General features: G+C 53.2%; 18 protein-coding genes. 10 read left to right on the top strand and 8 right to left on the bottom strand.

Annotated elements, in window-relative coordinates; all coding sequences use genetic code 11:
- Positions 1–50 precede the first annotated feature (50 nt).
- From fliD to Pla52nx_RS20105, 3 genes are all read right to left on the bottom strand, one after another.
- Positions 51–2,045, bottom strand: coding sequence for a flagellar filament capping protein FliD (gene fliD / locus Pla52nx_RS20115; protein WP_146520532.1), 1,995 nt, complete (start codon positions 2,043–2,045; stop codon positions 51–53).
- A gap of 140 nt (positions 2,046–2,185) precedes the next feature.
- Entirely contained in the window at positions 2,186–3,613 is a 1,428-nt protein-coding gene (locus Pla52nx_RS20110) for a flagellin (protein WP_146520533.1), read from the bottom strand.
- A gap of 96 nt (positions 3,614–3,709) precedes the next feature.
- Positions 3,710–3,982, bottom strand: coding sequence for a hypothetical protein (locus Pla52nx_RS20105; RefSeq protein ID WP_146520534.1), 273 nt, complete (start codon positions 3,980–3,982; stop codon positions 3,710–3,712).
- Positions 3,983–4,190: 208 nt separating this feature from the next.
- Between Pla52nx_RS20105 and Pla52nx_RS20100 the strand changes: the two genes are divergently transcribed.
- The 7 genes from Pla52nx_RS20100 (at position 4,191) to Pla52nx_RS20070 (ending at position 12,933) form a co-directional block, all read left to right on the top strand.
- A complete protein-coding gene (locus tag Pla52nx_RS20100; protein ID WP_146520535.1) occupies positions 4,191–6,323 on the top strand; it encodes a hypothetical protein in 2,133 nt (710 codons plus the stop codon).
- Positions 6,324–6,742: 419 nt separating this feature from the next.
- Entirely contained in the window at positions 6,743–7,240 is a 498-nt protein-coding gene (locus tag Pla52nx_RS20095) for a hypothetical protein (RefSeq protein ID WP_146520536.1), read from the top strand.
- Positions 7,221–7,610 (top strand): hypothetical protein, encoded by a 390-nt coding sequence (locus Pla52nx_RS20090; RefSeq protein WP_146520537.1) that lies wholly within the window; start codon positions 7,221–7,223, stop codon positions 7,608–7,610. Before Pla52nx_RS20095 ends, Pla52nx_RS20090 begins: the two co-directional genes overlap by 20 nt.
- Before the next feature lie 107 nt (positions 7,611–7,717).
- A complete protein-coding gene (locus Pla52nx_RS20085) occupies positions 7,718–8,713 on the top strand; it encodes a sigma-54 interaction domain-containing protein (protein WP_146520538.1) in 996 nt (331 codons plus the stop codon).
- 269 nt (positions 8,714–8,982) lie between these two features.
- Positions 8,983–10,854: a flagellar hook-length control protein FliK gene (locus Pla52nx_RS20080; protein ID WP_197454654.1), complete on the top strand. Its 1,872-nt coding sequence runs from the start codon at positions 8,983–8,985 to the stop codon at positions 10,852–10,854.
- Between the two features lie 9 nt (positions 10,855–10,863).
- Positions 10,864–11,226, top strand: a complete 363-nt coding sequence (locus Pla52nx_RS20075; RefSeq protein WP_146520540.1) for a flagellar hook assembly protein FlgD — start codon at positions 10,864–10,866, stop codon at positions 11,224–11,226.
- A 63-nt stretch (positions 11,227–11,289) separates the two neighbouring features.
- Positions 11,290–12,933, top strand: a complete 1,644-nt coding sequence (locus Pla52nx_RS20070) for a flagellar hook protein FlgE (protein WP_146520541.1) — start codon at positions 11,290–11,292, stop codon at positions 12,931–12,933.
- A gap of 84 nt (positions 12,934–13,017) precedes the next feature.
- Here Pla52nx_RS20070 and Pla52nx_RS20065 read toward each other — a convergent pair whose 3' ends face one another.
- The 5 genes from Pla52nx_RS20065 to Pla52nx_RS20045 form a co-directional block, all read right to left on the bottom strand.
- Complete coding sequence (locus tag Pla52nx_RS20065) at positions 13,018–13,782, bottom strand: potassium channel family protein (RefSeq protein WP_146520542.1); 765 nt, start codon at positions 13,780–13,782, stop codon at positions 13,018–13,020.
- Complete coding sequence (locus Pla52nx_RS20060) at positions 13,782–14,606, bottom strand: HDOD domain-containing protein (protein WP_197454655.1); 825 nt, start codon at positions 14,604–14,606, stop codon at positions 13,782–13,784. Before Pla52nx_RS20060 ends, Pla52nx_RS20065 begins: the two co-directional genes overlap by 1 nt.
- 138 nt (positions 14,607–14,744) lie before the next feature.
- A complete protein-coding gene (locus tag Pla52nx_RS20055; protein WP_146520544.1) occupies positions 14,745–15,500 on the bottom strand; it encodes a flagellar motor protein MotB in 756 nt (251 codons plus the stop codon).
- A gap of 1 nt (position 15,501) precedes the next feature.
- The gene (locus Pla52nx_RS20050; protein WP_146520545.1) at positions 15,502–16,149 is read right to left on the bottom strand and encodes a flagellar motor protein MotB; all 648 of its coding nucleotides are present in this window, start codon (positions 16,147–16,149) and stop codon (positions 15,502–15,504) included.
- Positions 16,149–16,925: a motility protein A gene (locus tag Pla52nx_RS20045; protein WP_197454656.1), complete on the bottom strand. Its 777-nt coding sequence runs from the start codon at positions 16,923–16,925 to the stop codon at positions 16,149–16,151. Before Pla52nx_RS20045 ends, Pla52nx_RS20050 begins: the two co-directional genes overlap by 1 nt.
- A 241-nt stretch (positions 16,926–17,166) precedes the next feature.
- On the opposite strand from Pla52nx_RS20045, the gene flgB reads away from it, so the two are divergent.
- Genes flgB through fliE form a run of 3 tightly spaced genes read left to right on the top strand, consistent with a single transcriptional unit; the run spans position 17,167 to position 18,291 of the window.
- Positions 17,167–17,520: a flagellar basal body rod protein FlgB gene (flgB, locus tag Pla52nx_RS20040; RefSeq protein WP_146520547.1), complete on the top strand. Its 354-nt coding sequence runs from the start codon at positions 17,167–17,169 to the stop codon at positions 17,518–17,520.
- A gap of 37 nt (positions 17,521–17,557) precedes the next feature.
- The gene (gene flgC / locus Pla52nx_RS20035) at positions 17,558–17,992 is read left to right on the top strand and encodes a flagellar basal body rod protein FlgC (protein WP_146520548.1); all 435 of its coding nucleotides are present in this window, start codon (positions 17,558–17,560) and stop codon (positions 17,990–17,992) included.
- A complete protein-coding gene (gene fliE, locus Pla52nx_RS20030) occupies positions 17,992–18,291 on the top strand; it encodes a flagellar hook-basal body complex protein FliE (protein ID WP_231742030.1) in 300 nt (99 codons plus the stop codon). The genes flgC and fliE overlap by 1 nt, the downstream gene beginning before the upstream one ends.
- The last annotated feature ends 47 nt before the right edge of the window (positions 18,292–18,338 follow it).

Raw genomic sequence — 18,338 nt, 5'->3', positions numbered from 1 at the left:
TTCACTTAGATGGAGGAGTGATGCTGATTCGACGGGGTGTTCTACATCGACTATTTCTTGTTGGAGCCGATCGGTCCGATGGACGCCAGTTGATTGGTAATGAACGAACCGGTGTTTTGAAGCTCACTGATGATGCTTTCCAAAGCGGTGAACTCAGCGAGCAGTGATTCTCTCTTTGCGGCAGTGATTTCTTCGACACGTTCAATCGATTTGTCGATGGACTCGATTCTCGCGTCAAAGTCGTCTTCAACGGTCTTGAGTAATCCCGTGTCGGGATCAAGCAGCTTGCCGATGAATTGATCCAAACGACCGGAGACACCTCTGGATACCTGAATGTCCGCATCGACTCCTGCAACAACCTGATCGCTCGTCATGGTGATCAAGAGCTGCAAATCGGCTGTGTTCTCGTTTTCGGAATCTCCAATCAACAGTCGACCGGAACCCTTCGCGATTTCTTCCACACCGTTGATAATGAATTTTCCAGCAACATCCTGTCCGACATCGCTCTCCGAACCAGTGAATCCGAGTACGGAGGCTGCTGAACCGGAAACGCTGGAGAGTTTCGATGCTGACCCATAGGCTTCTGACGTCACAACAAGGTTTCCGCCCGTGTCGACGCTGACGGCGACTTGATGGACGCCCAGCGTTTCCGATCCGTTGATGGTATTCTGAAAGTGCGCCGCGATCTCGCTTTGGGTGTAAGTGCCACTGGCTAGCGTGAGTGTTTCGCTGACAATTCCGTCCAGCGTCACCGTGAACTCATTGTTGGTTTCATCGATCACAACACTCGATGCAAGCGAGTTCGTGGCCGTGACGGTCGCCTGTTCGGCAGCTTGCGTGATGTCGACTTGATAGGGAGTCTTGGAATCGACGGTTCTGTTTCCGCCGGCGAGAAACTCAATTCCGGAGTTAGTGGACTCAGCATTGAGTCCAAAAAGCTTTCGGATGTCTTTCGGCTCCACACCATCGATATCCCCTCGCAGTGCTTGCGAGAGTTTTCCGGAATCGACGACCAATCGACCTTTGGTGTTGACATCGATTCCGATTTGGCTGAGACGTCGGACACTCGCATTGGATGTGATCGTATCGGTAACGGCAGCAAACAATTGATTCTTGATGGTGCTGACCGAGCGATTACCCAGCAGAGGACTTGACTGATTGGTCTCTGGAACGAATCTCGTCTGAGACTCGATGAAGTCAATGACGGAGTTGTAGTCGGCGACGAAGGACTCGATCGCCTCTTGAGATTTACTCGTGTCGGCTTCCAATCGAATCGTAACGGTCGTATCTGGCTTTGCGGACAGTAAGTCGATCGTGACGTCTTCGATCAGATTGTCGATCTGATTGGACGCAAAGCTGGCGGAGATTGCGCCGGGACCTGAGCCAAGTCGAACAACAGCATCGGTCGCTTCTTGAACCGCAGGACCTGAGAAGTCGACGATCGCTCCGGTTGCACCGTTCTGATCTGACGTGACGACAATCTCATTGGACGCTCCTGTCTCTTTACTCGTCAACAAGACACGGTACGAATCAGTGCCTTGGTCGTAGATGATTCCGGCATTCACATCGCTGACTTGATCATTGACGGCAGCAACGAACGACTGCAGTGAGTTGTTTCCTTGGTCGATCGTGATGGTCGTGGCTGCTCGGTCACCGACTTTAAAGGTCACTGTTCCCTGTGCGATTTGTTCGGTGCTGGCGGAGAATCCCTGTGAGCCGATTTGATGCGCGGTCGCCAGAGATTCCACCGTCAGTTGATAAACGCCCTCATTGGCCCCGCTATCGGCGACGACGTTGAGGATGTCTTCGTGGCTGGAGATTGCTGACTTGACATCAAAGACGGACGACTGGGTTCGGTTCAGTTGTGACAGCGACGAACGAAGCGTCAACAGCTGCGCTTCGATTCCTTTGAAAGCACTTTGCTCGGTCGCGATATCCGCCTTGCGTGTATTGAAGGTATCGATCTGGCTTTGCTGAAAGCCGAGCAGGCTGTCGATGATTCCAGTGGAATCGAAACCCGATACGATGCCGTCAATGGAGAACATGATGGATTGTTTTTTTGGGAGGCTTTGTCAGCTAACAGGCTGATGGAGTTAAAAAAGGGAATTGGCGAGGGGCTGTTCACCCCTCGCCAATCGTCCGGACCACCCGCCTGATGAAATCAAGCGAGTGTTGATCTCTGAGATTACTGCAGCAGCGACAGAATCGACTGAGTCGTTTGGTTCGCGTTGGAAAGCACCGAGGTGCCGGCCTGAACCAAGACTTGGTTGTTCGTGAATCGCGAGATTTCTTCTGCAAAGTCAGTGTCACGGATGACCGACTCGGCATTCACAGTGTTCTCCAAAGTGGCTCGCATGTTGTTTGCGATTGACTCCAGCGTGTTGGCTTGGAAAGCTCCCAATTCTCCTCGAATGTTCGAGATGTTGTCGATCGACGCGTCGATGACAGCGAGGGCCTCCTGAGCCTTTTCAGCCGAGGTGATGTCGATTTCATTCAAGCTCGAGAAGCGGCTGCCGGTGACTGCCAATCCAAGCCCGTCTGCGGCAACGGAGTTGATGGCGATGGAAGCCGTTTGGTTTTGGTTGGCACCAATTTGGAAAACGAGCGAGTTGTTTTGAACAGACACGTTTCCTTGAGCACCTGTGACGCTCAACGCTTCGTCGGTCGCATCCGCAGCGAGTCGAACAGTCAGGCCTGTTGACGCACCGGAAACACTGGTCAATGTGTTGCCGCTACCGTTGGCAGCAACCCCGTCGATTTCGCCTTCGATGTTTCGACCAATGTCTGAGAGTTGTGAATTGCCGAATCCTGACGTGGTGCCAGCCGCACCCGCAGCCGTGTCGGAGATGACGGAAATCTTAGCGCTTGCACCGAACTCGATGGATCGCAATCGAGTCTGGCCAGCGTTGTTGGGATCGTCTTCGGCCACAACACCCGTTTGACTGGTGAACTCGTTGATTCGCGAAATCACACCGGCTTGGCTCAAACCGGCATTGAGCTGGATGCTCGTTCCATTAACCGTCAGAACTTCGTCTGCCGCGAGGTTTCCGGTCTGGGAGGCACCAGCGGTAATGTTCGCACGCTCGGCTTCCGTGGTGACTTCGACCGTGTAGGAACCAGCACTGGTTGCACCACTGGCACGCAAGAACGTTACGTCATCGTCGTCTGGTGTGCCGGTGATTCCGGCGGAACCGTCCAATAATCGTTTCTCGCCGAATTGCGTGTTCTTGGAGATTCGATTGATCGTGTCGAGGGCGTTCTCGATTTCAGCTTGGTTGGCTGCAAACGCATCGTTGTCATTGACACCGGCATTGGCGCTGTCCAACGCGAGCGAGCGGACCTTGACCAAGATGCTGTTGATTTCGTTCAGTGCACCTTCGGCCGTTTGAACAACGGAAACGGCTTTCTCGGTGTTGTCGATGGCGGTTCGTAGACCAGCAACCTGTGCCCGCTGTTTCTCCGAAATGACCAAAGCCGCAGGGCCGTCTGCACCACGATTGATCTTGAAACCGGACGACAGTCGCTCGATCGACTTGTTCAACGCGCTCGACGAGCGTGTCAGGTTGTTGCGGGCGTTCAGAGCACCGACGTTATTGGCAATTTTGAAACTCATGGATCAGTACCTTTGGGAGGGTTATCAGAAAGTGAAGGGCATCATGCGTCAGGAAGTCGTCCGTCGGGTTCGGAATGAGACAAGCCTCACGCCGGGCTACAAATTGAGAATCGCGTTGGCAGTCTCAACCGCAGACTGCTTGGTTAAGTATTCTCCCGTTTGTATTCTTGCTTTAACGTCCGCGACGACCGTGTCTCGAATGCTGGATGTGTCTGCGACAAGAGCCAAGATGCTCTCGATCGACTTCACATCAATGGACGTTAATGAACTGCCTACACTGGCAGCGGATTGATTTGTTGATGCGGCTTGACTCGCTTTCCCAGCATTTTGCTGAGGTGCAATCGGGCTGCCGCTGTTTTCTATTCGCATGGTTCGTACTCCAAAGAATGTTTGGACAAAGAACGTTGTCGAAGGGTCAGCGGGCAACTTGCTAGAAAACTTGGAGAGCGTAAGCTTTTTCCGTCGAAAACCTTGTACCGATTAGGCTGTCCGTGCCTGATCTAACGTATCGAACAATTGAGCTGAGGGATCACCGACATCGGGTGATCCACAGTAAGCGAAGATTAGGAATTGCGTCGTGTTTCGACCTGAGGCATTGTGGATCGCCGCACTATTAACCGCCGGGGTGGTCGGTGCGCTGGCATACAATTGGCCTAGCCGAGTCGATTCTCCGTTGCATGTGGGTGAGCTCAATCAAACGTCAGAGCAGACCGAACGAGAACTTCCGTCGCGAGGGTTGTCCCTCATCGCCGACAAGCTCAACGAGAATCGTACGGACAAGAACCTGGATTTGGATGCGTTGCAGACCGGCGACCGATATCTGGTCGGTGGCAACTATGTCGGTGCCTACCAGCAGTATCAGCAACTGGCTCGCCTGGACGATGCGATAGGTGGATCGCTCTTGATTCGACTGGGCCTGGCTGCCGAACACGCGGGATTTCTCGACTCCGCTCAGGATCATTTTCTGTCGGCGATCCAATCGGAGTCGTCAACCGCTGTCCACAAACTCCGTGGCTTGATGGGCATCGCTCGCGTTTGGGAACGTCAAGAACGATACGAGGACAGTATCTGTTTGCTTAGTGAGCTGTTCCTCATCTATGCGTTCTCGGAACTCCCAGAGGATATTCGTGTCGGGATCTCACAGCGGCTCGCCGAATGTCTGCAAAAACGGAAGCTTCGCAATCTGCCTCCATCGCGAGTCTCTGACTTGGAGTACGAATGGTCCATGACTCCGATTGAGCCGATGTTGGTCGAGAACATCAGCATCGATGAAACAGTCTTCATGGCTCAAGGCGACTCTGCGATCAACGTGATTCAGAATCCAGTCGGCGATCTGTCTCTTATTCTGCTTAACGCTAAGTATTTTTCCTTATCCAATCTGACGTTGATTTCTGAACTACAGCAGTCGACCGGCATTGAATTTTCCGTCAGCTCCAAAGCCAGATCGCGACTCGCAGGCCGTTCCTTTCGCATCAACGCAAACGCGATTTCAGCAGCGGCACTGCTGGATCAGTTGATCGGACCGCTGGAACTGGCCTGGCTGCAGTCTGACAAACTGGTCGAGATTGCCAGCATGGACGAGTTGACGGCGAAACAGCGTGATGCGTTCGAGTTTGATCGAATTCGACGGGCAAGCCAGCAGTTGCAGTTTGGCCTTGGGACCGATCGCGATCGATCCATCCTGCTGATGAGTGAAGGGAATAACGCTTTGTTGCAGTCCGACTTGGATCAAGCCAGAATCAAATACGATGCTGCTCGGGAATTGACACCCAGTGGAGAACTCAGTGCCAAGCTCTACTACAATCAAGCGAATCTGCTTGTTCAGCAAAACGATCTCTCTGCCGCGCTGGACCGTTTTTATCAGTCACTCGATCAGACCCTCGTTCCGCGGATGCAGACCCTGTCATATGGAATGATCGCCGATCTGGAACTGCAACTCGGCCAGCCGGAGAACGCCGTGATCGCAGCGTCGCGGGGGCTGCGCATCGGAAATGATCCAGAAGTCACACGCAATAGCTTTCTGACGCTGGTCAAAGCGTACCTGTTGCAATCGGATCCACTCTCAGCAAATCGCGTTTTGCACACACACGAAGCGTTGATCACGGATGATGCCACGAAGCGTCTGTCTAGTGTGCTGTCCGCCTTCGCTCGTTTTCAAATTACAAAGCCGACACGGGGACTTCAGAATGAAGGTGAGCGATTGGTATTGGCCTTGGCAACTCTGAAATCTTCGGACGCGAAGTCCTTCATCGACCATTTGGTTGTTTCGAGAGCGTTTCACTCGGTTGGATTTACGAGCAAGGCGATCGAGCATCTGAGTGTCGCGTCCCAGTTGGTCAAAGGACCGTTCTGGTCCAATCGCATTCCGCTGGAGTTGGCAGAGATGTTGATCTCCAACGGCGAGTACGAATCAGCGCAGACCACCCTTGCGACAGTATCTTCCGATGCCGATGAACAGCTGCAAATCAAAAAGTTGAAAATGACCGCTACCGTTGAGAACGAGTTGCATCACTGGGACGGATGTATCCAGGTGTGCAAGTCATTGCTGAACTTGCCAATCGATGATGAAACCAAAAAATTTGCGTTGAATCTGATGGGGCGATGCTACCGCCAAACGGATCAACACTATTCCGCGGCATTGTGCTTTGCCGGACTGATGCCGGAATCGAAAGAACAAACAGCTGCCTCCGCCCCATCGGACCAACCATGAACATAAACGCTTTCAAGGATTCATTCGTGCGAATCATCTCGCGATTCTGCTTTTTACAATCGCATGCGCTGATTGCGACCGTTTTGGTGCTGGGATGTTTGTCAGGCGAATCTGAGGCACAGTCGCTTTCGAGCCAGCAAGACATTGACGCAACCATTGAGGAGCTGATGGAAACGGCTGATCGAGTGCGAGATCGCCTCCGAAGCCCGGCCACAAGTCTGCCAAAGTTAGAGCCCATCATCCCTGACACTGCTAGCCGGAATGATGCTGACATCGCCAGCAGCGCGAAGAGTCAAGCAGACGACATACGCCAGAGGATTCGATTGATTCGCAGAATGAAATCGACGCCATCCGCGCCTGATCTCCGGGTTACGCCAACTGAATCTCGACCCCCATACCGCGCAGAACCCTCAACAGAGATGCCTTCCGCACAGGGGACGCTTTCTCCGGCGACCACGGAACCTACTCTCAGAAAGATCGATCAAAGCATCGATGTTCAAGCAGAGACTCCGGAGGTTCAAACGGATCCTGCTCCTCCCATTCAAGCAACTCAGGTCTTGCCCAGTGCGATCAACGCGTTGGACTTGGGGCAGAGCTTGTATCAAACGAAAAACTACGCGGCCGCACTCAAAGCCTTCCAGTCAGTCGACGTTACAAAGCTAACACAGGCCGATCAGACTTGGCTAGAGTTGCTAACGGCGTTGTGCCATCGAAGACTCGGGAACCTAGACACGGCAAACGCGACTCTGCGTGAGATTTCCAATGCGAACTCGAACGACTATCCGATTCCCGTCGCTCGATGGTGGCTCTCTCAGGGTGAGAGGACCGATGGCAGTCGACAGCTTGCCAACGATCTCGCAGAGACGATTGAACCCTTGATCGAAAGGACAAACAAATATGTCAACGCAAATCGATGATGCTTTGATTGAATTAACTTGCCAACTCAGAAATCAGTACCAAGAGCTGAATGAGATCGTCGATCAAATGCTCCAGGAATCTCACTTCACGGTGGATCAGTTGAGTGAAAGAATTAAGGGAATCAAAGAACTTGAATCGAGACTGGCTCCACTTCGAGACGATTTTCGAGCAAGCAACAGTGTTGCGCCGAGCGTGATACGAGACCCAACTGATGAAACGATTGAACTGGTTAAGAACCTGCTGCCAAAACTAGCGCAGCTTGAGAAGTCGACCGTGGAGGCAGCGAACCGACTGTTTCCCAAAATTCAAGAAAGCGTCAGAGCCGTGCAAATGCAACGTGCGTATGGCTCCAGGAGCAGCTCTCGCTGAAATCGGCGTCTCACATGATGGTGCACCGATTGCGATTTGGTCGGTTCGCGACTTCGTCACCGTTCATCGTTCTCAAGGTTTCTTGGCCGTTACAGGTCTGAAAAATAGTGATCATAAGTCAATCCATCAAGATAAGAGATCTGATTCGCCTCGCCAAACGTGCGGCGAGGTCTTCCGCACCTGTATTGCTGATTGGGGAAAGCGGTACGGGGAAAGAATTGTTCGCTCAGTTGATCCACCAATCGAGTCCACGATGCGAAGCGAATTTTGTCCGTGTCAACTGTGCGGCATTGTCGAGCCAATTGATTGAAAGTGAACTCTTTGGCCACAAACGCGGTGCGTTCACGGATGCGGTTTCGGACCGAGTGGGGCGATTTGAGCTGGCACATCGGGGAACACTGCTGCTGGACGAAGTGACCGAGGTTCCCACCGCCACGCAAGCAAAGCTACTGAGAGTGCTGGAAAGTCAGGAATACGAATCTGTGGGCAGCAGTGACTCGGTTCGGCATGACGTCCGCATCATCGCTTCGACGAATAAAGATCTTGCCCAAGAAGTCGATAACGGGATGTTCCGACTGGACCTGTTTCATCGGTTGAATGTCATTCCCATCAACATTCCTCCCCTCCGGCAACGTCCCGAAGATATTCCGGCATTAGCCATGCATTTTGTTGCCCGCTATAAGCATGAAGGCGAAGCCTCGGTCAAGGGATTTACCAAAGATGCTATGCGGCGACTGGCAAGACACCAATGGCCTGGAAACGTTCGGGAATTGCGGAACCTCGTTCATCGCGCTTGCATTCTTTGCGACTCCGAGCTCATCGATGTGTCCGATCTGCAGATCACAGGCGACGATCTGTCTACAAACGAACCATCGAATCATGCAAGTTCGTCTCGACATCACTCTGCGACTGGGAGGGAGCTGCCTGAGCACTGGCTCGAATCCGAGCTCGCAGAAGTCGAACGCGAAATCATCCTTGCAGCCATCGACAAATACGGAAACCGTAACGTCGTCGCAAAAAAGCTGGGGGTCTCCCCACGCACATTGTCCAATAAAGTGCGGCAGTACCGACTGCTCGGTCAACAGACGACCGACGCTGCTTGAGCGACATGGGCATGCTGGAATGGCCTACGCGGTGCTCTGTATCGTGGCGCAGTTTCTTCTTCCGTGCCTTTTGATAGCGGAATTTCTTTCACGCCTGTTTGTGACCGACACCTAGGTTGCTGCTCGCTCGGTTGGAAGTTGTAACGATCGTATCGGTACCAAAGACTATACATGCCGTGTGATGAGGGACAGCGTTCATTCGAAGTCGCGGCCCTTGGTTTGGCATGGGCTTTGCCTCTTATGAGATCATCCGATCTCCGAGGAAAATTGTGCCGAACGTTTCATCCCTACTGTCGCTGCTTCGCTCAACCACTGACGCAACTCCCACTGCAAAGAGTGAGGAGGAAACGCTCACTTCGTTTGCGGATTTATTGGCAAGTGTTTCGAACCAGATCGTTTCGACACAGGAGGGCGAGATTGCAACAGATGCAGAGACGGACGTGTATGAAGCGGTGGGGTTGGTTGATGCAACTCTCACGTCGCCTAGCGTTGGAACTGCTGACCTGCTTAAGTCATCACCAGATGTGGGTTGGACGGAATCACTGAACTACGCTGGAACATCAATAGACGTTGTCCAAGGATCGAACTCACAGGAATCTTCTGAAACAGGACCGCCTCGGGTTGGTCAGCAGACAGCGGGGACCGACACCTCTGTGAATCCAGAGATCGCAACAGAGGTTGTTTCTCCTAGCAGCCCTGGACCGCCAAGAGACAGAGGCCTTGAAGACAAAGGCATTGAGAGTCACTTGATACCTCAAGTTGCTCAGCAGCAGAATCAAATCACGTTGCCGGAAGAGCAAGGAACTGGCGAATCGATCCAGCCGATGACAGAGCGAGAGAACGTTCTGGCAAACGATTCATCGGTTACAAAACCACGCTCTCAATCAACTGAAGTATCAGCTAAGTCACCGTCCCAGCCGTTGATTCGAGAGTCGTTTCAACCTCAGCCTCTGAAAACCCAATCGCTGCATAGTGAGCGTCAGTCAAATGACGATCAAAGTGTCGCGGCAGCCACTGGGCCGGCAATTTCAAGCCCGGCAGTCACGGGGCAGTCCGATTTCTTGGTCGCCAACGAACTGCATGCAACAACAATGACTACGGGTTCCTCCGCTCTCACGGCAGACGCAGTTGTCGGTACGGAAAACATCACGGCGACCGCTTCCAATGGTAGTCATCGCGATGGTTCAACGATCGATCTGGAATCGACTGAAATTCAAAACGCAGAGTCCGAGTTGAACATCGGCGAGGCGAATGACGCAAGCGGAAATGATGCGAACTCGAGTGACTCGAGTTTGCATGAACCGATTTCACATGAGTTAAGTTCGTATGACGCAAACTTGGTTGTCCAAAGTTCGACCGAGTTCGAGGCAGATAATTCAAACCCGAGCAGCACGAACGAGGATGAATCAGAGAATGCCGATGCGGAAAGTGTGGAGTCGGAGCGAACCCGTTTCGACGTAAAGGACCGTGAAGCAGGCGACGTTCAGCCAGGGGACGAGACCGTCGTCAGCAATCAGAACGGTTCTGCCTCCGCCCAGATTCATCATCCCTCGGGAGAATCTCAGAACATTCGGGGCGCGCAAGGTGAGCTAGACATCGTTCCTACCGAGGACTCTTGGTCGAAGGCTGATTTGGATGTCCGTTTGGGTGATGGGCAGTCATTGGCAACAAAGGTCGATGTCATTGCTCGCCCCAACACTTACTATGCCGTCCAGGACTCACCCTCGCCGGCGCATTCGACTCACTTGACCAATCAGGTGATTGCTGTCGTGGGAGGACTCGCCGAGAGTGCCCAGCAAGACGGACCACAGAGCGTATCGCTGGAATTGAACCCTGAGGAACTCGGTCATTTAACAATCCGAGTCGAACAGCACGGAGACGTGATCTCGACACACATCATTGCCAGTGAAATAGCGTCAAGTGAGCTATTGATGAGCCAGCGTGATTTGTTGTTGGAGACGTTGTCGGGACTGGGTTTCGAGGACGTAAACGTCGACATTTCACATGGCCAGGGAGAGCGAGCAGGCCAGGACGGCAGGCCCCAATCCAATGGCTCCACACACAGAGCCACAAAAAGAACGGTCGGCACTCCGCCGCCCGACTCACTTCCAGTGTCCGCTGGACTCAACATCATCGCGTAGGAGAAAAGCATGAACGGAATCTCATCACAAGTCGCAACAGTCGATTACCTGCAGTTGCTGACCGTACAACTCAAGAATCAGGATCCGATTGACCCTGTTGATCAACAGGGATTGGTCAATGACTTGACACAGTTTTCGATTCTTGAGGGTATCGAAGATCTCAACACTTCTTTTGCCGACATCCTGAAACTGCAAGAGATGACTCAGGGTACGAGCTTGCTTGGAAAGTCGGTGACCTATCAAGATGCCATTTCCGGAGAGGTCAAATCCGGTGTTGCAACGGAGCTATTTCAGGTTTCCGGCGTCACCAATTTGCTCGTCGATGGTCAGCCCATCGACTTGCAGTCTGTACTGGGTGTAGCCAATCCCTAACAGGTTGCTTGATTCAGTTCCCAACCAAATTCATTCATCCACTCCATACTCAGCGAGTTTACCATGTCGCGCGCACTGATGACAGGAATCACGGGGCTTCGAACCCATCAACAGAAACTAGATGTTGTTTCCAACAACATTGCGAACATGAATACGATTGGGTTCAAGGCCCAGACAACGACCTTCAGTGACTTGATGTACGTCAACACGCGTAGCGCGTCAGGTCCGACCGATACAAGTGGGGGGATCAACCCGATGTCGATCGGATCGGGGGTTCAAATGGCGCAAATCTCCCGTCGATTCACGCAAGGAACGCTGCAGTCGACAGGCGAATTACTTGACTTTGCCATCGAGGGTGACGGGTTCTTTACACTCGCGCAGCCGTCAGGTGAAAACGTCTACACGCGAGCTGGATCGTTTACGGTGGACGCGAGTGGGCGACTGGTCGATCCTGCGACTGGGTTCCTGGTGCAGCGGATCGGCACCGTCGGCGAGCCGACCCCAACGGAGGTCGGGTTTCAGGTTCCAAATGACAAGTCGATTCAAATTCCGATCGGCGCAAATGTCCCCGGTGAACCGACTCAAAATCTATCGTTTCTTGGAAACCTGCCCTCCAGCTCGCGGCCTCCTGCGGCTGAAGTTCTCTCCTCGAACTCTGCCTTTGAAACAGGTGGTGGCCCGGCGATCCTGACCACGCTATTGGATGACCTGGATCTCAATACGGTCAACTATGGTGCGGGTGATCAATTGGAAATCAACGGAACCAATCCCGACGGGACGCCGTTTTCCAGTCTGTTCAATGCGAATGGAGCGACCATGGGAGACCTAGTCAATGAGTTGAACACTTTGCTCACGGGAGCCACCGCGGCGTTAAACCCTGATGGCACATTGGCCATCACGGCAGACGACACAGGTGAAGCCTATCTGAGCGTGATCATCCGCGACGCGGCCGGCAACGTCGGTGGAACCAACTTTGCAGGAAACTCATTCATTGCCACGACGGAGGGCCGCGCGGGCGATACTTATGAACTGTCGATGGAGGTGTACGACGTGCGCGGTGAGAGTCACCGAGTCACCTTTGAATTCCTCAAGACAGATTCAAACTCGTGGAACATCACTGCTGGAATCAATCCCGAGTCCGGTGTGATGATCGACGATTCGGTAATGAATCTGACCTTCAACGATGATGGAACCTACGCATTGGTGGGTGCAGGTGGAGTTGGAGATGCCGACATTGAGATCAACTTCACTGACATAGACAATCCTCAGACGATTGCATTGGACTTTCAGCAACTCGATCACATGGCATCAGGGTTCACGTTGACACAACGCCAAGATGGCTCTCCGCCAGGGGCGATTGCTTCTTTAGCGATCACTGCCGGCGGTGAATTGAGCGGATTGGCGACCAACGGAAAGTCTGTCGTGCTTGCTCAACTCGCGATGGCGAGCTTTTTGAATTCAGAAGCATTGACGCCGATCGGCGGCAACTATTTCGAGCAGTCGTCCAACAGTGGCCAAGCGTCAATGGGCGAGGGAGCCACCGGCGGACGCGGCAGCGTCCTGGGCGGCCAGTTGGAAGGTTCCAATGTCGATATCGCCGAAGAATTCACGCAGTTAATTGTTGCCCAGCGAGGTTTCTCGGCAAACGCCAGGACGATCACGGTAGCGGCTGATATCCTTGAAGAACTGACCAACATCATCCGTTAGTAAAGGGCCTGCATCGCTGAACTTCTGCCGCGGTGCAAGCGAGTAAAGGTTAACGGTCAATGAGCTATGCTACCGTGCCAGCGTTTAGAACGCTGGCACGGTTTTTTTGTTCGCCGTGTGCGACTCGTCACTGATCAAGCTTGCGACGTGTTCTCCGCCGATCACGAGTGGACAGACAACATCGTCGGCACCCGTCTTGAACATACGGCTCGCCAATTCAGTGCTGTGTGCAAAACTGATCACGCGGATATTCGTGCCCATCCCCTTGCCGGTGATCACGACAAGCAGGTTGTCGTAGTCTGATTCCGTCGCGGCGACCAAATACTTTGCGTGCAGAATGTTAGCGTCCATCATCGCCAACTCAGACTTGGCGTCTTCCTCGACCACGGGGATCTCCGGCGAAATCTGTCGGATTGCTTCGATTTCGGAAGTGGCACTTGCGATCGCAACCACTTGTTTTCCCTCGCCAACAAGCTTTGCGATCACAGTCAGCGCAGTGATTCCACCACCACACACCACGACATGATCTTGCATTCGACTAATCATTTTTCGATCCCTTTGACGTTGAAAACGCCCTGTGAGCTGTCCACTGACTAAAAAACTAGTGATACCGGCTGTCCAACCAGCCATCAGAACTGACGAGATGGCAATCAGCACCGAAGTGTACATTCGCCCTTTGGGCGTCAGTTCTTGGACTTCGCCGAAGCCGACAGTCGACAAGGTGATGACTGTCATATAAACCGAGTCGGCCACCGGCCAGCCTTCGATCACGACAAATCCGAATGTCGCCGCGACAAGCAGAAAGGCGACGAACAACGAGAGCCGACGCGTGATGCTGGTGCTGTTCATTAGGAGGCCTGACCGAGACAAATTTCTTCGACGGCGGCGAACTGATCTGCTATTTCATCGCGAATGGACGCCGCGTCGACATCACCGATTCGTTCTTCGATGTCAGCGTGAACGGGGATCTCAGCCTCTAAGCCAAAACCGATCTGCCAACGTCGTGCGACGTAGTTGGCCATGACCACCACTTGCGAAAGCGGGCTATCCAGCTCGCAGACTGAGTCATGGTGGGTCTCAATGGCTTTGTTGATCGTGTAGGGGAGCCCCCATTTCAGACCGCAAGCTTTCCCCAGGCCCGGATGTGATACACCAAAGTGTGCGATTTCGCGGTCGGAGGTTCTGCCATCTGGATGCTCACTGAGCATTTCCGTATAGGTACTGCCCGCGTGCTGAAAGAGAACCAGCTTTCCGATATCGTGCATCACGCCGGACAGGAACGCTTCGTCTGGATTCGCGATTCTGAGATGATGAGAAAGCACCCGTCCCGTGGTCGCGACGGAAAGCGATTCGCGATAGGTCTGTCGCCGCGCGTCACCACATTCGTCATTCGCTGAGTTGAAGACGACTCCCGTAGCGGCGGCAATCGCTTGCTGTGCGACCGTTCTGAACCCCAAGATCACAATGGCATGTCCGATCGTTGAGATTTCGCGACGACATCCGTAGACCGGACTGTTCGCCATACGAAGTACCTGGCTGCCGATCGTTGGTTCGCACTCAATCAGTTTGATGAGCTGAGAGACTTGGACATCGGGCGAGTTGATTTCCGCTAGAATCTGCGACGCCGTTGCCGAGAAAGGGGGGATTTGAAAGTCGAAATCAATTGTGCTCACGGGGGAAGGCTCTAAAAGGATGACAGTGTGCAAAGAGAGATCTTCACACGGATCGTGACAGGAGTGAAACTCGATATTTCAACCTAGGTCAAACGAAACACAGCTGATTTGTTTCGTTTGGAGGAAGTGTCCATTTTGCTACGGGACCAATGCCAATGGTGTGTCACCCAATCGCGAGAAAATGATGGAGACGATGGGTCGCTTGGCGTCAGCGAATAGCCAAGGTTTGACACGGTATCGGATCCGACTTTTCTCACCAGCGGTCAGCCAGAACATTTGCTCCACCTCGCGCCGAATAGAAACCGATTGATCGAGTCGATTCGCGAGGCTTGCGGGACTCGGCATATTTGCCCACAGAATGATTTCGATGTTGGAGTTGGACCGACGCAGCTTGGTGATCGCTTCGGAGAGCAGTTCAATGGCATGTTTGCTCAAGCCGCCCGTCCCACGGTCGTTCGGCTCGAAGGAGTCAAAAACGATTTGGTTGATTAGCTCGGGGCGATTTTTCAGTCCAAACTGTTTCTCGATGTCCGTCAGGAACTTTTGAAAGTTTTCTTTGTCACGGTCTTTGATCTGATCCTTTTTGTCCGTATCGTCTGGACCTGTTTTGTCTAGATTTTTCTCGAGGTTCTCGCTCAGGGCATAGATCGGTTTCTGCTGCTCCTGTTGGATCATGTTGCGGGATCTGTTTCCCGGAAGTCCGCCCGGAAGTCCCGAGTTGGAGAACGCTTTGACAAAGGATCCGGTGCCGGAGTACATGTTTGCGCCCGTCTGCTCCTTCGCCAGAGAATTGAGAACGATGAAGAATGCCAGAAGGGCGGTCATCGTGTCTCCAAAGGAAACGAGGTACGCCTTGCTAGGAGTACTCGGCTCAGGTGGTTTTCTCTTTCCCATCTTACGACTCGTACCTTTCGATCACGAAACGCACCGCTGTCGAATCAATGTCATCAACCATCCCGACGCCGATCTGGCCTGGCCGCACCATCTCGACGTGGTAGAGATGATCGGCAAACGCGATGGCACGCTCAGCGATTGACTTGTTGGAGATTTCGATTGCGCAGTGAACGGGCAACGATTTGAGTTGCTTGGACAACTTGGCGGCGATCTGAATTCCACGGCTGGTGAGTTGATTATGTTCGTTAACGAGTTGCGGCAAGTTTGCTTGAAAGGCGTAGGACTTCATCACGTCCTTTTTCGCCTGTTCCTCGTCCACCGTCTCCAGTCCTCGGCCGACGGCGGCCTCGGAAGTTTCTGTGATCTCACCGGGAATCTCAGAGCCTTCCATTGCGATCCGGGCGGCCCGCGGGCGAACACGAGTGGACCAGCAGTCGCGGTCTAGTCCCTCGTGGGCATGTCCTGCGACACCGGTGGCGCCTGAGTTGCCGGAGAAGCTTGCGGTGATCTTTTCAAATCGCTCCTTCTCCGTTGTGGAGAACGTCAGCAGCAAGATAAAGAACGTCATCAACAGCGTGATGACATCGCTGTAGGTCATGAACCATGCTGGGATATCTTCTGGCGGATCTGACTTGACTTCCTTCTTCATCACGCAGCCTTTGGTTCGATCGAGCTACGAGTCTTTGGAGCCAGGAACGTGAGCAGTTGTTCACCGACGGCACGTGGTGTCGCGCCTTCGCCCAGCAATGTGATGCCTTTAATCATCAGCTCACGGATCATGGTCTCCTCCATGCTGCGAGTTTCCAGCTTGCCCGCCAATGGAATACAAACCACATTCGCGACCAATGCTCCGTACAAGGTTGTTAGCAAAGCGGTTGCCATACCGCCCCCGATCTTGCTTGGGTCATCCAAGGCACGCAACATCTGAACAAGACCGATCAAGGTTCCGATCATCCCGAATGCAGGTGCGGCTGCACCACAAGAATCGATGATTTTCTTTCCGTTGACGTGTCGCGTCTGAATGTACGCCAATTCGGTTTCAAGCAGTTCGGAGATCTCCTCGGCAGATGCACCGCCGATCAACGCCTCCATGCCTCGACGCATGTAGTCGTCTTTGATCTCAGAGACTTTGTCTTCCAGTGCCAGCAGTCCATCCTTGCGGACGATCTCAGCAAACTGTTTGAATTGAGCGATGGTGTCGGCGGCATCAGGGAGCTTAAAAAGAAAGCATTTCATGATCACGCCGAACGCACCAAGGTTGTTCTTGAGCGGGAAGTTGATCAGCGAGGCGGCAATGGCTCCTCCGAACACGATCATTCCACTGGGGATGTCGATGAACGGACCCAGGCCACCACCGCCCATAGCGATGGAAACAAGAATGAGTCCGAACCCGAGGATCAGCCCAAGAATGGTTGCGATGTCCATTGTTCCCTGCCCGTGTTGCGACTCCCTACGGAGGCGGCTAGTCATGATTGCGTGCTTGCCGCGATACAACGCGGCTTATTCGACTCTAGGTTCCACTGATCAAAGGCTCCGCAATTCAGATTCATCAGGACCGCAATGAGGGAAAACCCTCGCGTGTCTGAGGGCGTTTCCTCGTCTTTTGCGAGGTCAACACGACATCGGGCCACTCAAGCACAACGTCGACGCAGCCGATACAACATGCATGTCCGGAATTTTTTCACAAGTGAACCTGCTAGGCAGTGCCCTCAAAGGCGTCGATGCAAACCATCGTGCCGTCAGCCAGAATATTGCGAACGTCAATACGCCGGGCTACAAGACTCAGCAGGTCAATTACGACGAGCTCATGCGGCAACTTGAATCAAGAAATGCGCAGGATTCAGTCATTGACAACGTTAGCACGGAAACGGTTTCCGGGCTTGCCGAACGCGTTGACGGCAACAACGTCGATCTGGAGCGGGAAGTCTCGGAGCTTAAGAAGAACGCATTGGTGTTCCAAACCTATTCGCATTTGATGGCGTCAAAGCTGGATACCATGCGACGTGCCATTTCGGGTTAGCGTGTCTGTGGGTGTTCATGCAAGGAGGCGTTGAACCATGTCTGGGCCATTTTCAGCGATCGATATCAGTGCATCCGGCTTGGCAGCAGAGCGGATGCGAATGGAGATCACGGCGAACAATATTGCAAACGCCGGCACAACGATGACGGAAACGGGCGACCCCTATCGTCGCCAAGCGGTGGTCTTTTCCGCTGCCATGGATGAAATCGGCACAGCGAATTCCAAGGAGGGCTATCACGGCGTGCAGGTCGTGGGGATCGAAGGCGACATGACGGATTTTCCCGAGGTGTACAATCCGGGGCATCCCCATGCCAATGCTGACGGCTTCGTCAGACTCTCCAATGTCAAGATTCCTGAGGAAATGGTGGATCTGATCACTGCGAGTCGATCCTATGAAGCGAACACGCGGGCAATCAGCTTGTTCAAGGAAATGGTGGAGAAGACCCTGACACTGCTGCAAGGAGGACGATGATGTCTCCGGCACCGCTTCCTCACATCAACGGTAGTGCCAATGTCGCCCCTCCCTCATCGCCAGCGTCTGCCAAACCCGCAAACACCGGCGATGTCAGCTTTGGTGACCTGCTTTCAAAGGTCAATGACGACCAGATTAGCTCCGACGCAGCAATCAATGACCTCGTTACCGGTAAGAACGATGACGTTCAACAAGTGGTGATGCAGGTTGTGAAATCAGAGATGTCCTTTCAACTGTTCATGGAAGTCCGCAACCAGCTCATTGAGTCCTACAACGAACTGATGCGAATGCAGTTCTAAACAGTAACGCTTGTGCTAAACCGCCAACGCTACTCCATCGATCCCAC

Source organism: Stieleria varia (assembly GCF_038443385.1).
In the GTDB taxonomy this organism is placed as follows: domain Bacteria; phylum Planctomycetota; class Planctomycetia; order Pirellulales; family Pirellulaceae; genus Stieleria; species Stieleria varia.
The sequence above is the reverse complement of the archived record's forward strand: the minus strand, read 5'-3'. Positions and strand labels throughout refer to the sequence as shown.

Excerpts from the sequence above, each read along its gene's own strand:
- fliD (WP_146520532.1), bottom strand. The coding sequence starts at position 2,045 with ATGTTCTCCATTGACGGCATCGTATCGGGTTTCGATTCCACTGGAATC.
- Pla52nx_RS20110 (WP_146520533.1), bottom strand. The coding sequence starts at position 3,613 with ATGAGTTTCAAAATTGCCAATAACGTCGGTGCTCTGAACGCCCGCAAC.
- Pla52nx_RS20105 (WP_146520534.1), bottom strand. The coding sequence starts at position 3,982 with ATGCGAATAGAAAACAGCGGCAGCCCGATTGCACCTCAGCAAAATGCT.
- Pla52nx_RS20095 (WP_146520536.1), top strand. The coding sequence starts at position 6,743 with ATGCCTTCCGCACAGGGGACGCTTTCTCCGGCGACCACGGAACCTACT.
- Pla52nx_RS20090 (WP_146520537.1), top strand. The coding sequence starts at position 7,221 with ATGTCAACGCAAATCGATGATGCTTTGATTGAATTAACTTGCCAACTC.
- Pla52nx_RS20075 (WP_146520540.1), top strand. The coding sequence starts at position 10,864 with ATGAACGGAATCTCATCACAAGTCGCAACAGTCGATTACCTGCAGTTG.
- Pla52nx_RS20070 (WP_146520541.1), top strand. The coding sequence starts at position 11,290 with ATGTCGCGCGCACTGATGACAGGAATCACGGGGCTTCGAACCCATCAA.
- Pla52nx_RS20065 (WP_146520542.1), bottom strand. The coding sequence starts at position 13,782 with ATGAACAGCACCAGCATCACGCGTCGGCTCTCGTTGTTCGTCGCCTTT.
- Pla52nx_RS20055 (WP_146520544.1), bottom strand. The coding sequence starts at position 15,500 with ATGGGAAAGAGAAAACCACCTGAGCCGAGTACTCCTAGCAAGGCGTAC.
- Pla52nx_RS20050 (WP_146520545.1), bottom strand. The coding sequence starts at position 16,149 with ATGAAGAAGGAAGTCAAGTCAGATCCGCCAGAAGATATCCCAGCATGG.
- Pla52nx_RS20045 (WP_197454656.1), bottom strand. The coding sequence starts at position 16,925 with ATGGACATCGCAACCATTCTTGGGCTGATCCTCGGGTTCGGACTCATT.
- flgB (WP_146520547.1), top strand. The coding sequence starts at position 17,167 with ATGTCCGGAATTTTTTCACAAGTGAACCTGCTAGGCAGTGCCCTCAAA.
- flgC (WP_146520548.1), top strand. The coding sequence starts at position 17,558 with ATGTCTGGGCCATTTTCAGCGATCGATATCAGTGCATCCGGCTTGGCA.
- fliE (WP_231742030.1), top strand. The coding sequence starts at position 17,992 with ATGTCTCCGGCACCGCTTCCTCACATCAACGGTAGTGCCAATGTCGCC.